The organism is Desulfoluna butyratoxydans (assembly GCF_900699765.1).
Taxonomy (GTDB): domain Bacteria; phylum Desulfobacterota; class Desulfobacteria; order Desulfobacterales; family Desulfolunaceae; genus Desulfoluna; species Desulfoluna butyratoxydans.
In genome coordinates, this window is sequence record NZ_CAADHO010000006.1 from 254778 (window position 1) to 277375 (window position 22598).

Genomic DNA, 22598 nt, shown 5'->3' on the forward strand with positions numbered 1-22598 from the left:
TATAGTGGGGCAGTCTTCGCGTGCCCGATCCGGCGGGGTCCCCGGCGGACGGCATGGGCGGCAGGCGCTTTTAAACCAATCGGCAAGGACAAGGCACCATGGAAAAACAGGATAACTCTGGCCACGAGGCGTCCGGAGCCAAGGGCGGGCAGGAAGCCCCTCCCTTGCCCGGCATCAACTTCTCCACGTTTATTTTTTCCCTGAACTCTTCGGCGCTGGTGCATCTGGGTATGATCACCGCACCCGGTGGCGGGGCCAAGGCCATCAATTTGCCCCTGGCCAAGCAGACCATCGACATTCTGGGGATGCTCGAGGAAAAGACCTCCGGCAACCTCACCGACGAGGAGATCAACCTGTTGTCCAACATGCTCCATGATCTGCGCATGATGTATGTCAAGCTCAAGGAGCAGGGGGCGTAAGTGGAACTCAAGAGTCCTGCCAAGGTGAACCTTTTCCTGCACGTCACGGGCAGGCGGGAAAACGGGTACCATGATCTCTGTTCGCTGATGTGCGGTGTCGGCCTGTACGACCGGGTTGTCATCGAGCCCTCGGATGCGGGTATTTCCCTCTCCTGTGCGTACCCCGGGGTCCCCGAGGATGAAACCAACCTGGCCTGGCGTGCCGCCGTCCTCTTTTTCGAGGCCGCGGGCATTGACGGTGGCTGCCGCATTGCCATCGACAAGCGCATCCCGCCCGGGGCCGGGCTCGGGGGCGGCAGCGGAAACGCGGCAACGGTCCTCAAGGGGCTCAACACCCTGTACGGTAGTCCCTTTGATGAGACGGCCCTGGAGGCCCTGGCCCTTCAGCTTGGGGCCGATGTCCCTTTTTTTATCCGATGTGCCCCGGTTTTGGCCACGGGGGTGGGGGAATGTTTTGAGTCCCTGCCGCCCATCAAGCCGTATCACCTGCTTATTATCTATCCGGGCACGGGGTTATCCACGGAAGAAGTGTATAAAAATCTCAAATTGGGATTGACAAAAAGTGAAAAAAAAATTAAAAGTCGTCTGTTGAATGAAGGGGTGATCGATCCTCTCCACCATCTTCATAACGACTTGGAACCCCCTGCGCAGAAGCTGTCACCGGCTGTCGGGGACGCCAAAGCGGCCTTGGAAAAGGCCGGAGCGGAAGGCGTGCTGATGTCCGGGAGCGGTTCGTCGGTTTTCGGCCTTTTCCGTGAGCCACAAGGGGCGCAGGCGGGGGAAACGCTGCTGATGTGCCTGAGGGGGGATAGGCCGGAAGAGTATGCCGGATGGCAGGTTTTTTTGGCTGAATTGTTGTTGACATTTTGAATATACATTGCAGGGGCGTCGTCAAGTGGTAAGACACTGGATTTTGATTCCAGCATTCGCAGGTTCGAATCCTGCCGCCCCTGCCAAATTTATTTATACCGGCAGTGTTTCCGGGAAAACGGGAATGGAATGAACGATCTTTCCATATTTACGGGGAACTCCAACAAAGAGCTTGCCCAGAAGGTGTCCAAGTATCTTTTTAAAGATCTTGGAAGCGCAAAGGTGAATCGCTTCAGCGACGGCGAGATCCAGATTGAAATTGAGGAGAATGTACGGAAAAAGGATGTGTACATCATCCAGTCCACATGCTCTCCCGTGAACGACAACCTTATGGAACTGCTTCTGATGATCGACGCCATGCGCCGATCGTCTGCGTCTCGTATCACGGCCGTCATTCCCTACTTCGGTTATGCGCGTCAGGATAAGAAGGTGGCACCGCGGGTTCCCATCTCGGCCAAGCTGATTGCTGATCTTCTTACCCACTCCGGTTCATGCCGTATCATCACCATGGACCTCCATGCAGGCCAGATCCAGGGTTTTTTCAATATTCCCGTGGACAACCTCTACGCCGCTCCCATCATCATCGAACGCATTCGAGAAGATTTCGCCGGGGAAGACCTGGTGATCGTATCTCCCGATGCAGGTGGTGTGGAACGAGCCCGGGCCTTTGCCAAGCGCCTGGGATGCGGGCTGGCCATCGTGGACAAGCGTCGTGACCGTCCCAACGAAGCCAAGGCCATGGCGGTTATTGGTGATGTGGAAGGCAAGACGGCTATCATTCTTGATGATATGGTCGACACGGCCGGCACACTGACTGAAGCGTCCAACGCCATCAGCGAAATGGGTGCCAAGGAAGTCCACGCATGCTGCACGCATCCGGTTCTCTCCGGACCTGCCGTGGAACGTATTGAGAAATCAGCGTTGAAGAGTCTTGTTGCAACGGACACCATCCCCTTAAGCGAAGAGGCGAAGGCATGTGACAAGATCAAGGTCCTCTCCGTCGCCCCGCTGGTGGGTGAGGCCATCATTCGAAGCCATCGGGGTGACTCGGTTACGACGCTGTTTGTGTAATGACACCATTTTGAAAAATTAAGCAGGTTCTTCAGGAGGATCGATTTGGAACTTTTCGAACTTAAGACAAATATAAGGGAAACCAGAGGCAAGAACGCCGCGCGCGTTATTCGCAATGAGGGCCGGGTTCCTGCCGTTGTGTACGGTGACAACATGGACGCCGTTGCTGTGGACGTTCTCGTTGCCGACGTGGAAGAGGCTTTCAAGCAGAGCGAAACCATTCAGGTTGTTGTTAACCTGAAGGTGGGCGATGCCGAGCCCAAGGTCGCCATCATCAAGGATGTGCAGACCGACCCCACCCGCGGTGAATTCCGTCACGTGGATTTCCAGGTGGTGGCCCTTGACAAGAAGATCAAGGCCGTTGCTCCCGTTGAGACCGTCGGTAAAGCCGCAGGCCTCGAAATGGGCGGCATTCTCCAGGTTATCCGTCGTCAGCTCGACGTACTCTGCCTGCCCCTTGCCATCCCCACCTCCATCAAGGTGGATGTTACCGACCTCAAGATCGGCAAGTCCATCCACGTGGATGAGATCAAGATCGACGGCGTCGAGATTCCCCACAACGTCAACTTCACTGTTGTCACCGTTGTTCCTCCCAAAGGCATGAGCCTTACCGATGAAGAGGAAGGGGAAGCAGGGGAAGAAGAGGCTTAGGCCTTTTTCCCAGCCCATGGCGGCTACGGTCGCCATGGCTGAACCCAATGCCTGGTCACAAGAGGGCTCTGCGCCTTCGAACTGAAGGTTCCTTCATTCCGCCGCATAGAAGATTTTCTTCCTGCGGCGTTGATGGAAAAGCGTTTCTGTCTGTAACTGGTTATCATTATGAATGAATCTTCGGTCAGGCTGGTGGTGGGGCTCGGTAACCCGGGTGCCCGCTACGAAAACACACGACATAATATCGGATTTCGGGTTATTGATCGCCTGGCAGAGCGTCTCGGCATGTCGGTAACCCGATCTCGTTTTGACGCCCTCTATGCCAAGGGGCGCCATGAAGGCCGGGAGCTGATACTTGTTAAGCCCCAGTCCTTCATGAATTTGAGCGGTGGCCCTGTTCGGGCCCTTGCCGACTATTTTGACATTGCCCCCGGGGAGATCCTCGTTGTGTACGACGAAATCGATCTGCCCTATGGCCGCATGAAAATTGTTGCCAAGGGGGGGCACGGCGGTCACAACGGTGTCCGATCCCTGATCGACAACCTCAAGGACAGGGCCTTTGCCCGGATCCGCATGGGGGTTGGCAGGCCGGATCCCAGGATTGAGGTGAGCGACTGGGTTCTCGGCAAGTTTTCCGCCGATGAAGCAGCGGACCTGGATCCTTTCATCGACCGGTCCGCCGATGCAGTGGAGACCATTTTGTCCCGAGGGTTGATCAAGGGGATGAATGCCTTTAACTGCGTAAAGTAGGGTGCGTTTCGATTTTTCCACAACATGATGGAGGGGCGAATGGAAAATCTACCGACGGTGGGTATTTACGCGGGCCTCGCGGGGCCGGTCCTCCTCATGCTCCTTGCCTCCTTTGTGGGACGCGCCTTCTTCTCCGGGATGCTCCCCGGCTTTCGACACACCACCGGTTCTGGTTTGTCCCGTGATGGTGGGTTTCTTTGCTTTTTTTCTCCAACGGTGGCTGACCGGCCCCGTCTCTTCTCGTTTCTGATATTTTCCCGATGTTTACAATCTGTTTTTGAGGCCGCTGCCCGCGTCAGTCGATTTGTGGCCCGGTTTCTGATATGCTGCCTTTTTTGCGTGAAGGGTGTGGCCCGCGGCGTATCGGGGGTATCTGTATGTGATTTTACAACCTTGTGTACCCAAGGTTCGACTATATAACTATATAAGATACACGTTTAACAAGAGAAAGGACAAAATCATGAGTATTTATGTAATTGGACACAAGATTCCTGATTCAGATTCCGTTTGTTCCCCCATCGCCCTGGCTTACCTGAAGAGCAAACTCGGTGAAGACACCGTGGCCGCCGTGCAGGGTGACCTCAACCCCGAGACCACCTTTATCCTCGACAAATTTGGCGTGGCCGCTCCCGAGATGAAGACCTCCTTTGCCGGTGAGTCTGTTTACCTCGTGGACCACTCCGACCTGGCCCAGAGCCCCGACGACCTGGGCGACGCCAAAGTGCTGGGAATCGTGGATCACCACAAACTCGGCGACGTCACCACCAGCGAGCCCCTCGAGTGCTGGATCCGCCCCGTGGGCTGTACCGGCACCATCGTCAAGGAGATGTTCGACGCAAACGGCGTTGAGATTCCCAAGGACATCGCCGGCATCATGCTTTGCGCCATCCTGAGCGACACCGTCATCTTCAAGTCCCCCACCTGCACCCCCGCCGACAAGAAAGCCGTTGAAGAGCTTGCGGCCATCGCCGGCGTCGAGGACGTGGTTGCCCTGGGTGTTGAGATGTTCAACGTGAAGTCTGCCGTTGCCGGTACCCCCATCCGTGACCTGGTCAAGCGCGACTACAAGGATTTCGACATGGGCGGCAAGAAAGTGGGCGTGGGCCAGCTTGAGGTTGTGGACCTGGCTATCTTCGACGACATCAAGGCTGACCTGCTCAAGGACATCAACGAGCTCAAGGCCGAAGGCGATCGCCACAGCGTGCTGCTTCTCCTTACCGACATCATGAAAGAGGGCTCCGAGCTCCTCATCGCCTCCGACGACACTGCCATCATCGAAAAGGCCTTCAACGGCCAGTCTGCGGACTCCAAGATGTGGCTCGACGGCGTGCTGAGCCGTAAGAAGCAGGTTGTGCCCAACCTGGAAAAAGTATTTGCCTAACGGCACCTGACCTTTCCGAGAAAAGGGGCCTGCCGCTCAGGTGAGGTCGGGCTCCTTTGGTACGGATCGTAAGTCAACGATGGCTGTCCCCTTAAAGGGGGCAGCCATTTTTTATTGCGGTTTTATCGCCTTCGGGCACGGGAAAAACCGCCCGTACCCATGCGCAAAACACCATTGATGCGGGGTGCGTTATCAGGGCGTGGGGCCGTCTTACGGCGGCAGATGTCCCGGGGTATGGATTTTTGTGATTTTATCGGGGCGTTGGGGGATTTTTGGGGGAACCCATGGCTGTAGGGCCGGGTGCCACCGAAGGCTTTTCCGGGTCTCGTGCCCGGGGAGAGAGGCTCTCAGGGCGTGCGGTGAAGGAAAAACATCTTCATTTTAGTGGGTTGCTGGGGGCAATGATCATCTTTGCCATTGATAATGGCACAGGGGTGTGATATATTTCTTGAGATGACGATTTACCAGTTACATTTATCCTAATTTACTATTTGACTCGACGATTGCATACGACGATTCGAATCTTCTGTCAATAGCTTTTCTGTAAATTCATCGAATGAAGCTTTTGATGCCGTCGTTTGAGTAGCAACAGGTGAGGACATGGGACATACAGATAATCTGGAGTTTCAGGTAGGTGACCTCGCGGTATATCCGGCACACGGTGTGGGACGTATCGAATCCATCGAAATCAAAGAAATCGGTGGAGAGGATATGACCTTTTACATTATGAAAGTTCTTGAAAACGGCATGGTGATCATGATCCCCACCGCCAATGTGGAGTCTGTGGGGCTCCGGCGGGTAATCAAGGAGCATGAGATCCCCAAGGTCTACGAAGTGATGACCCAGAAGCGCGAGTGCGCCTTCGACAACCAGACCTGGAACCGTCGTTACCGCGAATACATGGAAAAAATCAAAACAGGCTCCCTTTTCGACGTGGCTGAGGTGTTTCGGGACCTGTTCCTCTTGAGGCTGACCAAGGACCTCTCCTTTGGGGAGCGCAAACTGCTGGATACCGCCCAGAGCCTTCTCCTGAAGGAGCTGTGCATGGCCAAGCAGACGGACGAGAAGTCCATGATGAAGGAGATCGAGTCCCTCTTCAGCGATGAGGGCCTGGGCGGACCGCAACCTGAGCTGACGTAAAATCCATTGACGACCCATATCGAAAGTTTGGATCAGCAAGGCGCCTGTTCCGTGACGGTATCCACCGAAGATCACGGACGGCGCCTTGATCTGTTTGTGGCGGACAAAGGACTGGTGCTTTCACGCAGCCAGTCCGCCCACTTCATCAAAAACGGTTTTGTCACCGTGGACGGTGACGTGCGCAAGCCCAAACACAAGGTGCGCTGCGGCGAGTGCGTGCGGGTGGTGGTACCCGAAGCCAAGCCCCTCACCGTGGAACCCGAAGCCATTGACCTGGACATCGTCCATGCCGACGGGGACCTGGTGGTGGTCAACAAGCCCCGGGGGCTGGTGGTGCATCCGGCCGCCGGTCATGAGTCGGGCACCCTGGTCAACGCCCTGCTGTATCACTTTCCCGACATGGAAGGGATCGGCGGGGAGCTGCGCCCCGGGATCGTTCACCGCCTGGACAAGGACACCACGGGCCTTCTGGTGGTGGCCCTGAACCAGAAAACCCACCTGGAACTCACCCGCCAGTTCAAAGAACGGGAGGTGAGCAAGCGGTACCGCGCCCTGGTGTACGGAGAGGTGCCCGAGGACCGGGGTATCATCGACCAGCCCATCGGCAGGGACCCCAGGGATCGCAAGCGCATGGGGGTCAACAGCCCGGTGGGCAGGCCCTCGGAAACCCATTATACCGTTCTGGACCGTTTTCCCGGCGCCACCCTGCTGGACGTGGACCTGAAAACCGGCCGGACCCATCAGATCCGCGTGCATACCCACTGGCTCGGTCACCCCGTGGTGGGGGACCCTGTCTACACGCGGCGTAAGGCCGATCGGGGGCTGCCCCAGACCGCACCCCTGCGGTCTGCCATCCGTGGGCTTTCCGGGCAGCTGCTCCACGCCCACACCCTTTCGCTTACCCACCCTGCAACAGGGCAGAGGATGACGTGGCAGGCACCGCTGCCCGTGGATTTTTCCACCGTTGTCTCCCTGTTGTCCCCTTAAGGCGGAGCGCCTCTTTCTTAAGCAGATGCCGCCTTCAAGGGGGGCCACCCCTTTTCTTTTCCTCATAACACCCGTCATGTTCCCTCCTGGTTATTTCTATGTTGTTCCTTGGAAAATGCCTTGACATCTCCCCTGTTGTGGGACTAAGCATGAATGAGATTTATCCGAAATGCCTAGCCCCTCCCTTAAAGAGGGCCCTTCGATTTTTGCAGAACGCTTCACCCCCGAAAGTTCACGACCACACCGGCAGCACCTGACCCTTTGGCTTTTTTTTTGTGTCGGTATGTAACGATGTTCGCGAGACGGTATGGAGAATCGCTTATGGAATCGACATTGGCTCTGGATTACATCTATGTCATGTTTTTTATTCTCGGCGGGTTTATCGCCGCCTTCCTTCCTTTTGTCATCGCCTGGATGCTCCGTCCCGCAACTGTCGTCACCACCCGGACCCACCAGACCTACGAGTGCGGTATCGAGCCCTTCAACCAGATGTGGGACTACCGCTTCGGAATTTCTTATTACCTCTATGCCCTGATCTTTCTGGCCTTTGACGTGGACGTCCTCTACCTCTTTCCCGTGGCCACGGTGTTCAACGCCGTCCCGGGCATACGCGGGGCCGTGGAATTTTCAATTTTTATCGGCATTCTCAGCCTGGCCGTGGTCTACGCCTGGGCCAAAGGGGTCTTTACCTGGGAGAAGAGAAAGCAATGAAAGAGGTCGAACGCTACGCCCAATCGTTGAGGCATGAAGCCGAAGCCGGTGCCGTCGTCGAAGAGGGGGGCGGCATCCTTGGATTTCCCCTGACCCGGCAGGTACTCCAGGTCTGCCAGGCCAACTCCCTGTGGCCCATGACCTTCGGCCTGGCCTGCTGCGCCATTGAGATGATGGCCACGGGCATGGCCCGTATGGACATGGCACGCTACGGCGCCGAGGTCTTCCGGCCCTCGGCCCGTCAGTGCGACCTGCTTATTGTCTCCGGCACCGTGACCAAGAAAATGGCGCCGGCCCTCATGACTCTTTATGAGCAGATGCCCGCCCCCAAGTGGGTCATCGCCATGGGCAACTGCGCCATCTCCGGCGGTCCCTTCAAGGTGGAAGAGAACTACAGCGTCATCGAAGGGGTGGACACCCTGATTCCCGTGGATATCTACATCCCCGGGTGCCCCCCACGGCCCGAGGCCCTCATCGAGGGAATCCTTAAGCTTCAAGAGAAGATCGCGGGCAAGCGTCACCCCTGGCCCCAGCGGCGGTTCAAGAAAGAGACGAGAATTCATCCCATTGACTGAGTCTGCGGCGCACGACTTCGTGCGGCGTGATCTGTGAGGTGCAGTGTGAAGGCAAGCGATGCGGTGGCAAAATTGACGGAGGCCGGGTTTTCCGCAGAATCCTCAGCCGTCCATGAAACCGGGGTCCATGTCCTGGTGACCCTTTCGGCAGAGCAGGTGCGTCCCTTTGCCGAGTGGCTGAAGGGGGCAGGGTTTTTCATCGACTTTGTCACGGCCGTGGACGTCTCTCCCGCCCTTCAGGTTATCTACCAGTTTGCCCATTACGATGCCCCCTGCCGCATCAACGGCAGGACTCCGCTGCCCGCATCGGGGACCCTGGAGACCATCAGCGACATCTTCCAGGGGGCGGACTGGCACGAACGGGAGACCCGGGATTTTTTCGGGGTGGTCTTTTCCGGGCACCCCAACCTGACTCCCCTGATTCTCTGCGACGAAGACAAAGACTTAAAGCCCCTGCTCAAGACCGAGGCAAAGCGCAAGGCCGCGGACAGTCTCGGATGGGGATAGCCCGCCGGAGGGCCCTTGGCGGATAAACAGGGCCCCGGCGTGAAACGGCACACCAACACGGAGCAGCCATGGTAACCAAGCTCGAAAAGATCGCCGGTCCAAGGCACCGGTTCCTGCTTAACATGGGGCCACAGCACCCCAGTACCCACGGGGTCCTGCGTGTGGTGCTGGAGATGGACGGTGAATACGCCATGGCCCTGGACCCTGTTTTGGGCTACGGGCACCGTATGCATGAGAAGATGGCCGAAGGCAGGCCCTACAACGGCTTTTATCCCAACACCGGGCGCATGGATTATCTGGGGGCGATTCTCTTCAACCATGGCTACGTGGGGCTTCTGGAGCGTATGTGCAAGGTTGCCGTCCCCGAGCGGGCCGAGTACGTGCGGGTGATCACCTCAGAGCTTAACCGCATCGCCAGCCACCTGGTGGGCATCGGTGCCTATGTCCTGGACCTGGGGGCCTTTACCCCCATCCTCTACGCCTTTGACGATCGCGAAAAGATCCTCGATATCCTCGAGGAGATCACGGGCTCGCGCCTGACTTACTGCTACTTTCGGGTGGGCGGGGTGACAAAAGACATCGACGACACCTTTATCCGAAGGACCCGCAGCTTTATCGACCGCATGCGCTCAAGGCTCCCCATGTACCGGGACCTGGTCACCGACAACATCATCTTTTTGCGGCGCACCAAGGGCATCGGCATCATCGATCGGGACATGGCCGCGCGATACGGGGTGACCGGCCCCGTGCTGCGAGGCTCGGGCATCGCCTACGACGTGCGCAAAAGCGAGCCCTACTCCATTTACGACCGCTTTGATTTTGACGTTCCCGTGGGCGAAAACGGCGACTCGTTCGACCGGTACATCGTCCGGATCCGGGAGATCGAGCAGAGCCTGCGCATCATCGAACAGGCCCTGGACGGCCTGCCCGGAGGGCCCGTCATGGAGAAGACCAAAAAACTGAAGCTGCCTGCCGGGGCCTGTAACTTTACCGTGGAGGCGGCCCGCGGGTCCCTCTCGTACTACCTGATTGGGGACGGCAGTGACACCCCCTACCGCCTCAAGGTGAGGGTGCCCTCCTACAGCAACCTGAGCCCCCTTCCCGAACTCTGCAAAGGGATGCTCCTTTCGGACCTGGTGACGGCCATGGGGAGCCTGGACCTTGTGATCCCGGAAATCGACAGGTGATTATGGACACGATGCACTTTTCATTCGGCGACATGATGCGGCTGGTGATCGCTTTTGTGATGCTCATCTCCCTGGTGTTCATCAACGCACTGGTCATGGGCTACCTGGAGCGCAAGGTGGCGGCCAGGATCCAGCGGCGCTGGGGACCCATGGAGGTGGGTGTCCAGGGATGGCTCCAGATGGTCATCGACGGCATCAAGATCATCGCCAAGCAGCTCATCGTCCCCAGGGACGCCGATCGCACCGTTTTTCGCGTGGCGCCTCTGCTCTCCTTTACCCCGGTGGTGCTTCCCTTTCTGGTGATGCCTTTTTCCAAAGCGCTGTCGGGGCGGGACATCAACCTGGGGCTCATCTTCGTGCTGGCGGTCTCCTCCATCAACGTGCTCTCCATTTTTGTTGCGGGGTGGGCCTCCAACAACAAGTACTCCCTCTTCGGGGCGGTGCGCTCGGTCTCCCAGAACATCGCCTACGAGATCCCCATCCTTTTGTCCCTGCTCTCGGTGGTGCTCATCACCAATACCTTCAGCATGCAGGGCATCGTGGCCGCCCAGGGGAAGGTGTGGTTCGTCCTGATTCAACCCGTGGCCTGCCTCATCTACCTGATCTCGGCCACGGCCGAGACCAACCGGGCCCCCTTTGACCTGCCCGAGGCCGAAAGCGAACTCACCGCCGGGTACCACACCGAGTACAGCGGGTTCGGGTTCTCCCTGTTCATGATCGCCGAGTACGGCAACATGTTCATCGTCTGCGCCGTGGCCACGGTGCTTTTTTTCGGCGGGTGGCACGGCCCCTTCAGTGGGGAGTACTTGGGGGCCCTCTGGTTCCTTTTGAAGGTGTTTCTGCTGATGCTCATCATGATCTGGGTCCGCTGGACCTATCCGAGGGTGCGGTTCGATCAGCTCATGAACCTTGCCTGGAAATACCTGATTCCCTTTTCTCTGGTGAACCTTCTTTTAACCGCGTTGGTGGTGGCGTTGCTATGAGTGGATACTTCAGCGATCTGATAACCGGAAGCAAGAGCCTGCTGGTGGGCCTTGGGGTCACCTTCAAAGCCATGGTCTCGCCCGTGGTGACGGTGCAGTACCCCCGGGAGAAGATCGACGTGACCCCGTCGGTCAGGGGCCACATCGACCTGGTGAAGGACGAGACTTCAGGGACCCATCGGTGTATTGTCTGCCTCTCCTGCATGAAGATCTGCCCCTGCCAGTGCATCACCGTGGAAGGGGAGAAACAGGAGGGCGTCAAGGGCAAGGTGCTGACCCTGTTTACCCTGGATTTTACCAAATGCAGCCTCTGCGGCCTCTGCGTGGAATCCTGTAAACCCCGGGCCATCGATTTTTCCAGTGAGTACGAACTGGCGGGCTTCTCCCGGGAGGAGTTCTTCTATGACCTCCTGAAACGCGTAAAGGAGCGGGAATGAACGTGTTGATGGATCTCTTATTCTTTGGCTTTCTCGTGCTGACCATGGCAGGGGCCTTGCTGGCCGTGCGGGCCGGGGTGCTCATGCATGCCGTCCTGGGCCTGGCCGTCTCCCTGCTCGGGGTGGCCGGCCTCTACCTCTACCTGGGGAGCCCCTTTCTCACCCTCATGCAGGTGCTCATCTACGTGGGGGCCATCTGCGTGGTGCTCGTCTTCGGCATCATGGTGGGCTACACCCCCAACGAGGTGGCGGAAAAGGTGCCCATGGGCCGCTACGCCTTCCTGGGCCTTGTGGCCTCCGGGGCCGCTGCCTTCTTCCTCATGGTTATGGTCATCGGTCAAACCGACTGGGTCCCGGCAGCGGAACGCCTGGGGGATTTTTCCATCGAGCACGTGGGCAAAGGCCTTCTTCTTACCTGGTGCCTTGCCTTTGAGATGATCTCCGTGGTGCTCCTGGTGGCCATCGTGGGGGCCATTATCCTGGCCCGGGGCGGGCGCGAGGAGGTGAATCCATGAGCTTTCACGCCACCCTGGACACCTACCTGATCCTGGCCCTCTTTCTCCTGATGACGGGCATCTACGGCATGATCCGCCACAAGACCTTCATCGGCATGCTGATCTCAACGGAGCTGGTCCTGAACGGCGCAGGCCTCAACTTCATGGCCTTCAATAAATTCCTGGCCCCGGACCCCGCCGTGGGCCAGATCTTTACCCTCTTTATCATGGGCATCGCCGCCGCCGAAGCCGCCATCGCCATCAGCTTCATCCTGGCGGTCTACAGAAAGTTCTCCTCCGGCGACCCCAGGGACGTGACCGATTTGAAAGGGTAGTTGAAAATAAACTTGCCTCCGGCGGCCAGGGGATACATCCCCTGGACCCCAGATTGCGAATGCTCCCAGCCCTCTTTCCTCGGGCTGATCACATTCGCCGCCGGAGTTAGTCCGGTTAAAGGCAAGAGAATCCCAAAAATTCTTCAGCGTGTTTTTAGAAGAATGAAATGGGCTTCTCTGCAAAGACGGTTGCCAAGTGTCACACATCACGCGAATGCCCCGATAACGCAGGTAGAATGGCTACCTCCATGCATTCGCCTCAGGGTTTCAAGGTGCCCCCACCTTGCCGCCGGAGGCTTTTTTGATCTGAATAGTTACGCTTTTTCTAACCCAAACAGTGACCCTCACAAGGCTGATAGAGATGATTGAGACGACTCCCGGCATGTTGATACTCACCGCTGTCATTCCCATGGTGGCGGCTTTTCTGGTGATGATCTCGGGCAGGCGGCCCAACCTCCGCGAGGCGTGGTCTGTGGTGGGGGCGGTGCTGACCTTTGCCTCGGTGGTGAACCTGGCGCCCAGGGTACTGGCAGGGGAGGTCCTCTCCTATACCTATGCGGAGATTCTGCCCGGGGTGGGGGTGACCTTGAAGCTCGACGGCCTGGGGCTCATCTTTGCGGGCACTTCCTCGTTTCTCTGGATCCTGGCGGCCTTTTACTGCGTGGGGTACATGCGGGGCCTTGAGGAACACGCCCAGACCCGGTTTTACGTCTGCTATGCGGCGGCGGTGGGGGCGGCCATGGGTGCTGCCTTTGCAGGGAACCTGTTTACCCTCTACCTTTTTTACGAGATCGTCTCGGTGGTCACCTACCCCCTGGTGATGCATCATCAGGACGCAGAAGGCTACGAAGGGGGGAGGAAGTACCTTATCTACCTCTTTTTCACTTCCAAGGCTTTTCTGCTGACGGGCATGGCCCTGGTCTACCTTACGGCAGGGACCCTGGATTTCGGCTCCGGCATCATGGACGGGATTTTTCCGGCGGGCACCGGGAAGGTTCTGGTGGTATCGAGTTTCCTTCTTTTTCTCTTCGGGTTTGCCAAGTCCGGGGTCATGCCCTTTCACAACTGGCTGCCCTCGGCCATGGTGGCTCCCACCCCGGTGTCGGCCCTGCTCCACGCGGTGGTGGTGGTCAAGGTCGGGGTCTTTTCCACGGCCCGGGTCATGCTTTCGGTTTACGGGGTAAACCTTCTCCACAGCACGGGCCTGGGGCTTTTCACCGCTTACTTCGTCAGCTTTACCATCCTGTGTGCTTCGGTCATCGCCCTGACGAAAACCAACCTCAAGGCCCGCCTTGCCTACTCCACGGTGAGCCAGCTCTCCTACATCCTGTTGGGAGTGGCCCTTCTGACACCCACGGGAGTCACCGGAGGCATCGTACACATCACCAACCACGCCTTTTCCAAGATCACGCTCTTCTTCTGCGCCGGGGCCATCTTCGTGGTCTCGGGCAAGAGCGATATCCGGGAGATGGGCGGGCTGGGGTACCGCATGCCCTGGACCATGGGGGCCTTTGCCCTGGCTTCCCTTTCCATGATCGGGGTGCCGCCGGTGAGCGGGTTTGTGAGCAAGTGGTACCTTGCCCTGGGCACCATGGAGATCCACAACGGGATTTTGCTCACCGTGCTTCTGGTGAGCAGCCTTCTTAATGCGGGATATTTTGTTCCGGTGGTGATCAAGGCCTTTTACGGCGTGCCCCTGCCCGAAGACCAGGGCAAGACAGGAAGCCTGGAGAAGACGCCCCTGGCCCGTTTCATGGTGGTGCCCTTGACGGTCACCGCTATTTTTTCGGTGCTGTTCGGGCTCTATCCGGATCTTTTTTTCAAACTCATCTCGGTGCTTGATGTGGGCTTTTTCACCGGGCTGACTCAGGCGACAGCGGGGTTGTGATGGTCAGATTCATAGGCTTTTTACGAAACCGGTCCGGGCTTCTTACCTGGCTCTTTTTCCTCTGGCTGGGCTTTACCGTGCTGTTTGACGTCACGGTCTCCCGGCATGACCCCCATTTTTTCGGGGACACCGTCATCGGGTTCTGGTCGGCCTTCGGGCTGTTGGGCTGCCTTGCCATGGCGTTTGTCTGCAAGGGGATCTATCACCTTTGGCTGATGCAGGATGAGGACTACTATGACAAGTCATGAGCTGTTCATGCACCCCACCACCTGGTTTTTCCTGGCAGCGGTGGCCATGCCCCTGTTAAAGCGGATCCACCCCGTGCTCATGAAGCTGGCGCTGGTGGGAGTGCCAGCCCTTTCCATCGTGTTGATCTACCAGCTTCCGGAGAGCTTCGGCACGGTGACCTGGATGGGATTTGACCTTGTCTTCGGCCGGGTGGACAAGCTGACCTTTGTCTTTTTGAATGTCTTTACCCTCATGGCCCTTATCGGGGGCTTTTACAGCCTCCACGTCAAAGAGAGCGGCCATCATACGGCCGCCTTTCTCTACGTGGCCGGCTCCCTCGGGGTGACCCTCTGCGGGGATTATTTTACCCTGTTTGCCTTTTGGGAGCTCATGGCTTTTGCCTCCACCTTTCTCGTCTGGTACCGCAAAAAGAAAAAATCCGTTGAGGCAGGGTTCCGTTATCTGCTGGTGCACACCGCAGGGGGGCTGGTGCTTCTGGCGGGTATCTTCCTGCGCTACCAGAACGTGGGCCTCGAAGGGCTGGCCTTTGAGCAGATCGCCCGGGACGGGGCCACTCTGGCCGACTACCTCATCATGATCGGCTTTATGCTGAACGCCGCCGTGCCCCCCATCCACGCCTGGCTCCCCGATGCCTACCCAGAAGCCACCGTGGCAGGGGCCGTCTTTATGTGCGCCTTTACCACCAAGACCGCCGTTTATGTCCTGGCCCGGGCCTTTCCCGGGTTCGAGGCCCTGGCCATCCTGGGGGCCATCATGACCCTCTACGGTGTTGCCTACGCCGTTATCGAAAACGACGCCAGGCGGATCCTCGCGTATCACATCGTCAGCCAGGTGGGCTACATGGTGTGCGGCATCGGCATCGGGACCGCCATGAGCATCAACGGCGCCTGCGCCCACGCCTACGCCCACATCCTCTACAAGGCCCTCCTCTTCATGGGCGTGGGGGCCGTCCTGGAGATGACCGGAAAGTCCAAGCTGAGCGAGTTGGGGGGCATGTGGAAACACATGCCCTGGGCCATGGTTTTTACCGTCATCGGCGGCATCTCCATCTCGGGTTTTCCGTTGACCAGCGGATTCGTGAGTAAATCCATGATCATCGCAGGGGCCGGGGAGGCCCACCGCCCCGTGCTGCTGGTGATGCTCACCCTGGCCTCGGTGGGGACCTTCCTGTCCGTGGGCATCAAGTTGCCCTACTATATCTGGTTCGGCAAAGACTCCGGTGTGGAAGGGCGCGAGGCCCCCTGGAACATGAACCTGGCCATGCTCATCGCCGCCTTTTTCTGCTTCTTCCTTGGCTTCGGGCCCGGCACAAGCTGGCTCTACCAGATGCTCCCCTTTGGCGTGGGCTACCATCCCTACAGCGCCTATCATCTTTCCGAGACGTTTCAGATTTTAAGTTTCACAGGCTTAGGTTTCTACCTCATGGTGAAGAAACTGACTCCCGAAGACCACATGAGCCTGGACCTCGACTGGTTCTATCGAAAAGGGGCCCGCGTGTTTATGTGGGTGGCGTCAAAACCCATCCACGCCTTTAACGAATGGATGGACAACGTCTACCGCACCATCGGTACCCCCCTTTCCATGGCCCTGGCCAGGGCCTTTACCTGGTTCGACAAAGAGGGGATCGATTTTACCATCGACGGGTCCGCACGGCAGGTGGTGGAAGGCGGCAACAAACTCCGGCAGGTCCAGACCGGTCAGGTCCAGCAGTACATCGGCAGCGCCGTGGCCGCTATCTTCGTGATCCTGGCTGCTGTCGTCTTCTTTGTCTAACCGCAGGGGGGCCTCCGGCGGCCAGGGGATAAATCCCCTGGACCCCAGGTTCGCGAATGTTCCGGGGTTCGTTCCTCACCCCGTCACATTCGCTGACGGGCTTTGCCCGTGGGTAATTCAGAGTTTGTGAAACAGTCCGTAAAAACCATCAGCGTTTGTGTCGGGCGAAGCCCGAGCCGAAGGCCCTTGCGATTTGGCCCGAGGAACGAGGGACAAACCGCAAGGGCAATATGCTTTCGAGGTGGCTCACCTCGCCGCCGGAGGCATGCTTTTTACCCATAGAAGGTAGGTTTTTTCAGGCTACTTTGAGCATACAAAGCGTTTTCTTCTCGTTTAACTGACATTGGGGACGTATGGACACCTATCTGATTGCAAACACGTTGGGCTATCCTGTTTTATCGATCCTTGTGTTGTTGCCGCTCGTGGGGGGGCTGGTGACCTTTTTTCTTCAGGGGGAGAAGGTGCTGAAGGGGTGGGGGCTTGTGGTGACCACGACCACGGCGGTGCTTTCGTTGCCTTTGTACACGGCCTTTCAGCATGACACGGCCCTGTACCAGTTTGCCGAGGTGGCCCATTGGTTTCCCTTCCTTGATCTGAGTTACGTGGTGGGGGTGGACGGCATCAGTGTGCTTCTGGTGCTGTTGACGAGCCTTATCATGCCTTTATGCGTTCTCTGTTCCTGGACGTACATTACGGAGCGCCACAAGGAGTTCATCTGTGTGCTGCTTCTCATGGAGGCTTCCATGATCGGGGTCTTTGTGAGCCTGAACCTGGTCCTCTTTTTTATCTTCTGGGAGGCGATGCTGGTTCCCATGTACCTGCTCATCGCTGTCTGGGGCGGGGAGCGTCGGGACTACGCTTCCATCAAGTTTTTTCTCTACACCCTTTTGGGCAGTGTGTTTCTGCTGGTCTCCATTGCGGTGCTCTACATCCGGTGCGGGACCTTTTTCATTCCGGCTTTGATGGACGTGGGCTTTCCCTTTGGCTTTCAGGTGTGGCTCTTTCTGGCCTTTACCCTGGCCTTTGCCATCAAGATCCCCATGTTTCCCCTGCACACCTGGCTTCCGGCGGCCCACGTGGAGGCCCCGGTGGCCGGCTCCGTTATCCTTGCCAGCATCCTGCTGAAGATGGGGGGCTACGGTTTTTTGCGGTTCTGCCTGCCCATGGCGCCTGCGGCCACCCTCTATTTTGTGCCCTGGCTCATCGGGCTTTCCCTGGTCTCCATCGTGGCCGGGGGGTATCTGGCCCTGGGCCAGAGCGACGTGAAAAAGCTGATCGCCTATTCCAGTGTGGGGCACATGGGGTTTGTGACCCTGGGGATTTTTCTGTTGACCACAGGGGGGCTCCAGGGGGCCATGCTCCAGATGATCAACCACGGCATTGTCACCGGCGCTCTCTTTATCCTGGTGGGGATTATCTACGAGCGTACCCACAGCCGGGAGATCGAGGACAACAAGGCCCTGGGCATGCTGATGCCCGCCTATGTCTCCTACCTGGTCGTCTTCTCCCTGGCCTCCTTCGGGTTTCCGGGGACCAACAGCTTTGTGGGGGAGTTTCTCGTGCTTGTCTCGGCCTTTAAGGTGAGCACCACCGTGGGGCTCATCGCCATCTTAGGGGCCATCCTGGCCGCGGCCTACATGCTGCGCCTTGTGCAGGCCATGGTCTGGGCCGACTCCGACGGGCACGCCCACGCTGATGACGGCAAGGGCCACACACTCTGGGATCTGAACCTGCGAGAAATCGTGACCCTGGGCTTTTTGCTGGTCTTTGTCTTCTGGATCGGCCTGAACCCCAAGCCCCTGATCCGTGTCATGGAGCCCAGCCTCGCCCATCTGCTCCAGCAGGTGGAGGAGGCACGTGAGCTCCCCCATGGCACCTTGCACTCTTCACTGGAACCGGGGCGTTGCATGGACGGGGCACAGCCGTAGGCTTAACGAAAAAAGCCTGCCTCCGGCGGGTCGCTTTTTGAAAAAAGCTCCGCAAAAACTTTCCGGTTACGCGTCAGGCTAAACCGATTGGTAGACGATGACATTCGAGTGAGCCGAAATCGTTCTTAAAACCTGTTTGTCAAACTTTTCAAAAGTTTGGCCCCCGGCAGGGCCGCCGGAGGCATAAGCTGAATTGGGGATGGGATGAACATGCTGATTTTTCTGCCTGAGTGTGCGTTGATGGCCATGGCGCTGGTGCTTTTTTTCGCGAGCCTTGCCTCCTGGAATGTGACGCGTGTGTACGGGGCGTCCCTTGTGATGGGGGCCACGGTGGTTGTGTGCGCGGTGGCGTCCTGGGGCCAGGAGGGGGACCTGTTTTTCGGGGCGTATCAGGTGGACGCTTTTTCCCAGCTCTTCAAGATTGTCATTACCATGGGGCTGTTTGTGGTGCTGGTCATGGGGGAGGGGCTCAAGGGCATTGAGGAGAGGCTGCGGCCCGAGTACTTTCTTTTTGTGACGGTGAGCGCGGCAGGGCTGGTGTTTCTCTCCAGCGCCGTGGAGCTCATCACCATCTTCATCAGCCTGGAGGTCTCTTCCTTTGCCCTGTATGTGATCATTCCTTTTCGAAAGGCAGGGGCCAGGCATCGGGAGCAGATGGAGGCGGGGATCAAGTACGTGCTGTTCGGGGCCATTGCCAGCGGCATTTCTCTGTTCGGCATGAGCTATGTTTTCGGCATCGCCCACACCACGTACCTTGCCGAGCTGGGGGCCGTGGTCCCGGGCCTGCTTGGGGCAAGCCCCATGCTCATTGTGGGGCTGGTGATGATGCTGGCCGGGTTTTTCTTCAAGCTGGCCTTGTTTCCCATGCATTTCTGGGCGCCGGATGTCTACCAGGGGGCGGCCAACGAGACCGCCGGGTTCGTGGCCACCATTCCCAAGGCAGGGGCCGTGGCCCTTCTTATCCGATTCATCTCCCTTGCCGCCGGGACCGAGCTTGGGGACTTTAACTGGATACTGGCCTCTTTTGCGGTTTTTTCCATGGTTCTGGGCAACCTGTCGGCCCTGGTGCAGGAGGACGTGAAGCGTCTTCTGGCTTACTCCAGCATTGCCCACGCCGGGTACGTGATGGTGGCGCTGCTCTGCGTGAACCTTCTGGGATTTGCCACGGCAGTCTACTACATCGCCGGGTACATGATGATGAACCTGGCCTGTTTTTACGTGGTGTACCATGTGGGGCAGGAGGGGGAAAACGTGACCATGGACTCCCTGACCGGGTTGTACCGACGTTCTCCCATGCTGGCTCTGGTCCTGGCCGTGGGGGCCTTTGGCATGGCCGGGATTCCGCCCACGGTGGGTTTTTTCGGCAAGCTGTTCATCTTTACCGCCGCCATTCAAAAATCCCTTTACGCTCTGGTGATCATCACCGTGATCAACGCCGGGATTTCCGCTTTTTACTATCTGAAGCTGGTTCGCGCTGCCTACTCCCCAGCAGAGGACCCGGGCGAAACCCTGCCTGTGGGCAAGCCCGCTTCCCTTCTCGGCATCGGCCTCATGGCCGCCATCCTCCTGGTGGGAATTTTTCCCCAGTTTTTCATGGAGGTGGCGGAAATGGCGGTGGGAACCCTGATGGTGCGATAGACGGTTTGTTGTGCGCCCTTTACATGTTACCCGAAGGGGCTGATTCGCCCATGTGGTCCAGTTGCCGGGTGAGGTCGTTCATTTCGGCGCGCCAGAAGTTTTCTGAGCCCCAGTCGGGAAAGAGGGTCTTAAAGCGGTAGTCCTGCCTCTGGCGACTGCACCAGGCCAGAAAGTAGATCATGCGCATGGCGCGCAGGGGCTCCACAAGGCGCAGGGTGCGGTCGTCGAATTCCCGGAACTGCTCGTAGCCTTCGAGCAGGAGGTTGAACTCCCGGCGGCAGCTTGCCACCCGGTCGGGCAGGAGCAGCCAGATGTCCTGGACGGCCGGGCCCGTGGCCATGTCGTCGAAGTCGATGATGAGCAGGCCCTCGTGGTCTCTGGACAGGAAGTTTTTGAGGTGGCAGTCCCCGTGGAGGCGAATGATGTCCGCATCCGGGACCGCATCAAAGGCCCGGCGTGCTTCGTCGTGGACCGATTCCAGAACCTTTCTGACCTCCGGGGTCATGTGGGGCGGGATGTCCTGGCCGGAGAGGAGCCAGTCGATGTCGTCTTTCAGGGATTTTTCCGGGTGAAGGTGGACCCGGTGGGGGCTTGAACCGGCTGAGCCCGTCATGTGGACCCTGCCCAGGAGGGTGCCGACCCTGCGCCAGTCTTCGTCGGTGTTGAGTTCCATCTCCCTGCCGGAGCGCTTGTCAAAGACGGCAAAGAGGATGCCGTTCACCTCGCCCAGGGTGCACCCGTCGGAAAGGGCAAGGGGGGGGACCACAGGAATCTCGTTTGCCACGCAGTCCATCATGAAGCGATGCTCATCTTCGATGGCCTCTTTTTTCCAGCGCCCGGGGCGGTAAAATTTCACCACATAGCGCTTGCCAGAAAACGCCAACAGTTCATAGACCCGGTTGATGTAGCTCGGCAAGGGGGAGGTGAGCCCGGTGAGGCGCTCGCCCACGGCCTGTTCCACGGCGCCAAGCAGGACGTCCGGGGTCAGGGATGAAAAGCCGTCTTCTGGATATGATGTGTCATCTTTCATAGGCGTACGTATAGCAGATATTGCCCCCGGAGAAAACAGCGGGGCCCGCCCGTCGGCGATTGATGGCCTTTCGCCCATTGCGATACCGCGATATATGATGTGTCTGGAAATACTCTTTGGGTGTCGCGAGAGAATAAATACTTTGTTTTGTGAGTAAAAATATGCCCATTTATGATTGCTTTGTGCTATAGTGTTTGTCCATAAGATCGGGTGTGCCGGCCTGTCGAGTAGTCAACACCTTGCATAGTAATGATCCCGCAATACATCTCCATGTCGGAATAGCGTGACAATGGCCTGGGGCTTGGGAACCATGACATCGTCATGGCGAAGGGCATCAATCACCGAGACGATGCCCCGCAACAACGGGTTGTTAACCTGTCAGCAGGCATCTGACATTGATGCACTGGCTTGCTTTCGTGTCCCCGTGCGATTTTCTTTCCTTGTATTGCTTTCTTCGCAATCCTGCCGGTATTCCCTTTTTTCCAAGTCCCCATGCCTGTTCGACAAGGGTGAACCCTACCGTCATGGACCCTGGGACTTTGAAAGCACAAACGGCATTTCTGAACGCATAACAATACTTTGAGATCTACCTTACATGGGCCGCAGACCGCCAAGGTCCCCGGATTCAGTCATGGGCCCATGCCGCCATGCATTATCACCAGGCGATAGCCCTGGTTCGTAATACCTATAGCTATTTGATGTCGTTAAGTCTGATTTGACAACGTTATTCCAAAAACCAAAGCGGAGGCGGACATGACTCATCCTCAGGCAGAGTATCTCAAGACGACCCGGTTTTGCGATTACGATCATCCCGATGTGATCCGGCAGGCACGAGCCGTGACAGCGACCATCACAAACGACACGGAAAAAGCCGTGGCGATTTTTTACTGGGTGCGCGATAAAATTCTCTATCGCGTGGGAGACTGGCACAAGCGGGCTTCCGAAACCCTGTACGAGCGTGAAGGGACCTGCACCAACGCAGCGAACCTGTTTGTGGCCATGTGTCGTGCCGCCGGGCTTCCTGCCGGGTACGGTGTGCTTCGGGTCAAGGGGAAGAGTTACTTCGGTCCGGTGATGCTTCCGTTGTTCCAGCAGTTCATGAGCGCAGAGTCCGTGCACGTCTATGCCGCGGTTTTTCTTGAGGGGCGCTGGGTTCAGGTGGATCCTTCAGATGATTACGATTTTTGCCGGGCCACCGGGCATTTCAACCCCACGGCCAAGCTGGTGGACTGGGACGGCAAGAACCACGCCATGCTGCACTTAGACCCCAACGATATCCTCAACGTTTCCTGCCCGGTACCGTCCATTGACGACCAGATGCTCAAAGCCAGGAAGAACGGCAAGGGTGTCCGGGCCCTCATGGGCAGCACCTACGTCCGGTTTTTGCGTGCCAACAGGACACCGGTCTCCAGCTGCGACGAATTGCAGCCGCTTTTTGTGAAGTACCTGTTCCGGAAGAAGTTTCATCTCTATCTTTTCTGGCAGTATTTGAGATGCGTCCTATTTATTCGCCGGATGAACCGGGAGCCGCAGATGCTCCCGGATATTTCATAAACACGCCAGGGGTCTCGGTGAAGGTGATGCCAAGGGCTCA

General features: G+C 57.9%; 23 protein-coding genes and 1 tRNA gene. 23 read left to right on the forward strand and 1 reads right to left on the reverse strand.

The window, feature by feature from the left end; genetic code table 11:
• Positions 1-98 precede the first annotated feature (98 nt).
• From MSL71_RS17090 to MSL71_RS17195, 22 genes are all read left to right on the forward strand, one after another.
• A complete protein-coding gene (locus MSL71_RS17090; protein ID WP_180142648.1) occupies positions 99-419 on the forward strand; it encodes a DUF1844 domain-containing protein in 321 nt (106 codons plus the stop codon).
• Positions 420-1289: a 4-(cytidine 5'-diphospho)-2-C-methyl-D-erythritol kinase gene (ispE, locus tag MSL71_RS17095; RefSeq protein WP_180142650.1), complete on the forward strand. Its 870-nt coding sequence runs from the start codon at positions 420-422 to the stop codon at positions 1287-1289.
• A gap of 11 nt (positions 1290-1300) precedes the next feature.
• Positions 1301-1375: transfer RNA gene (locus MSL71_RS17100), tRNA-Gln, on the forward strand.
• 43 nt (positions 1376-1418) lie between these two features.
• Positions 1419-2360 (forward strand): ribose-phosphate diphosphokinase, encoded by a 942-nt coding sequence (locus MSL71_RS17105; RefSeq protein WP_180142652.1) that lies wholly within the window; start codon positions 1419-1421, stop codon positions 2358-2360.
• A 45-nt stretch (positions 2361-2405) separates the two neighbouring features.
• Positions 2406-3011 carry a 50S ribosomal protein L25 gene (locus MSL71_RS17110; protein WP_180142654.1) on the forward strand — a complete coding sequence of 202 codons (606 nt, stop codon included), beginning with the start codon at positions 2406-2408 and terminating at the stop codon, positions 3009-3011.
• A 168-nt stretch (positions 3012-3179) separates the two neighbouring features.
• Positions 3180-3761: an aminoacyl-tRNA hydrolase gene (pth, locus tag MSL71_RS17115; RefSeq protein ID WP_180142657.1), complete on the forward strand. Its 582-nt coding sequence runs from the start codon at positions 3180-3182 to the stop codon at positions 3759-3761.
• 460 nt (positions 3762-4221) lie between these two features.
• Complete coding sequence (locus tag MSL71_RS17120) at positions 4222-5142, forward strand: manganese-dependent inorganic pyrophosphatase (RefSeq protein ID WP_180142659.1); 921 nt, start codon at positions 4222-4224, stop codon at positions 5140-5142.
• Between the two features lie 600 nt (positions 5143-5742).
• Positions 5743-6282, forward strand: coding sequence for a CarD family transcriptional regulator (locus MSL71_RS17125; protein WP_180142661.1), 540 nt, complete (start codon positions 5743-5745; stop codon positions 6280-6282).
• A 51-nt stretch (positions 6283-6333) separates the two neighbouring features.
• Positions 6334-7269, forward strand: a complete 936-nt coding sequence (locus MSL71_RS17130) for an RluA family pseudouridine synthase (protein WP_180142663.1) — start codon at positions 6334-6336, stop codon at positions 7267-7269.
• A gap of 321 nt (positions 7270-7590) precedes the next feature.
• Positions 7591-7980 (forward strand): NADH-quinone oxidoreductase subunit A, encoded by a 390-nt coding sequence (locus MSL71_RS17135; protein ID WP_180142665.1) that lies wholly within the window; start codon positions 7591-7593, stop codon positions 7978-7980.
• Positions 7977-8555 (forward strand): NADH-quinone oxidoreductase subunit B, encoded by a 579-nt coding sequence (locus tag MSL71_RS17140; protein ID WP_180142667.1) that lies wholly within the window; start codon positions 7977-7979, stop codon positions 8553-8555. Before MSL71_RS17135 ends, MSL71_RS17140 begins: the two co-directional genes overlap by 4 nt.
• Before the next feature lie 45 nt (positions 8556-8600).
• Positions 8601-9062: an NADH-quinone oxidoreductase subunit C gene (locus tag MSL71_RS17145; protein ID WP_180142668.1), complete on the forward strand. Its 462-nt coding sequence runs from the start codon at positions 8601-8603 to the stop codon at positions 9060-9062.
• Positions 9063-9130: 68 nt separating this feature from the next.
• Positions 9131-10249 carry an NADH-quinone oxidoreductase subunit D gene (locus MSL71_RS17150; protein WP_180142670.1) on the forward strand — a complete coding sequence of 373 codons (1119 nt, stop codon included), beginning with the start codon at positions 9131-9133 and terminating at the stop codon, positions 10247-10249.
• A 2-nt stretch (positions 10250-10251) separates the two neighbouring features.
• Positions 10252-11232, forward strand: a complete 981-nt coding sequence (nuoH, locus tag MSL71_RS17155; RefSeq protein ID WP_180142672.1) for an NADH-quinone oxidoreductase subunit NuoH — start codon at positions 10252-10254, stop codon at positions 11230-11232.
• Complete coding sequence (locus tag MSL71_RS17160; protein WP_180142674.1) at positions 11229-11669, forward strand: NuoI/complex I 23 kDa subunit family protein; 441 nt, start codon at positions 11229-11231, stop codon at positions 11667-11669. The genes nuoH and MSL71_RS17160 overlap by 4 nt, the downstream gene beginning before the upstream one ends.
• Complete coding sequence (locus MSL71_RS17165; protein ID WP_180142676.1) at positions 11666-12184, forward strand: NADH-quinone oxidoreductase subunit J family protein; 519 nt, start codon at positions 11666-11668, stop codon at positions 12182-12184. The genes MSL71_RS17160 and MSL71_RS17165 overlap by 4 nt, the downstream gene beginning before the upstream one ends.
• On the forward strand, positions 12181-12498 hold the full coding sequence (nuoK, locus tag MSL71_RS17170; RefSeq protein WP_180142678.1) for an NADH-quinone oxidoreductase subunit NuoK: 318 nt from the start codon (positions 12181-12183) through the stop codon (positions 12496-12498). Before MSL71_RS17165 ends, nuoK begins: the two co-directional genes overlap by 4 nt.
• A 361-nt stretch (positions 12499-12859) precedes the next feature.
• Positions 12860-14386, forward strand: a complete 1527-nt coding sequence (locus tag MSL71_RS17175; protein WP_180142680.1) for a monovalent cation/H+ antiporter subunit D family protein — start codon at positions 12860-12862, stop codon at positions 14384-14386.
• Complete coding sequence (locus tag MSL71_RS17180) at positions 14386-14634, forward strand: hypothetical protein (RefSeq protein WP_180142682.1); 249 nt, start codon at positions 14386-14388, stop codon at positions 14632-14634. The genes MSL71_RS17175 and MSL71_RS17180 overlap by 1 nt, the downstream gene beginning before the upstream one ends.
• On the forward strand, positions 14621-16408 hold the full coding sequence (locus MSL71_RS17185) for a Na(+)/H(+) antiporter subunit D (RefSeq protein ID WP_180142684.1): 1788 nt from the start codon (positions 14621-14623) through the stop codon (positions 16406-16408). Before MSL71_RS17180 ends, MSL71_RS17185 begins: the two co-directional genes overlap by 14 nt.
• Before the next feature lie 353 nt (positions 16409-16761).
• Positions 16762-18336, forward strand: a complete 1575-nt coding sequence (locus tag MSL71_RS17190) for a complex I subunit 4 family protein (RefSeq protein WP_180142686.1) — start codon at positions 16762-16764, stop codon at positions 18334-18336.
• A gap of 210 nt (positions 18337-18546) precedes the next feature.
• A complete protein-coding gene (locus MSL71_RS17195) occupies positions 18547-19974 on the forward strand; it encodes an NADH-quinone oxidoreductase subunit N (protein WP_180142688.1) in 1428 nt (475 codons plus the stop codon).
• Between the two features lie 19 nt (positions 19975-19993).
• Here MSL71_RS17195 and MSL71_RS17200 read toward each other — a convergent pair whose 3' ends face one another.
• Entirely contained in the window at positions 19994-21004 is a 1011-nt protein-coding gene (locus MSL71_RS17200; protein ID WP_180142690.1) for a serine/threonine protein kinase, read from the reverse strand.
• A gap of 753 nt (positions 21005-21757) precedes the next feature.
• On the opposite strand from MSL71_RS17200, the gene MSL71_RS17205 reads away from it, so the two are divergent.
• Positions 21758-22558 carry a transglutaminase-like domain-containing protein gene (locus tag MSL71_RS17205; RefSeq protein ID WP_180142692.1) on the forward strand — a complete coding sequence of 267 codons (801 nt, stop codon included), beginning with the start codon at positions 21758-21760 and terminating at the stop codon, positions 22556-22558.
• Positions 22559-22598 lie beyond the last annotated feature (40 nt).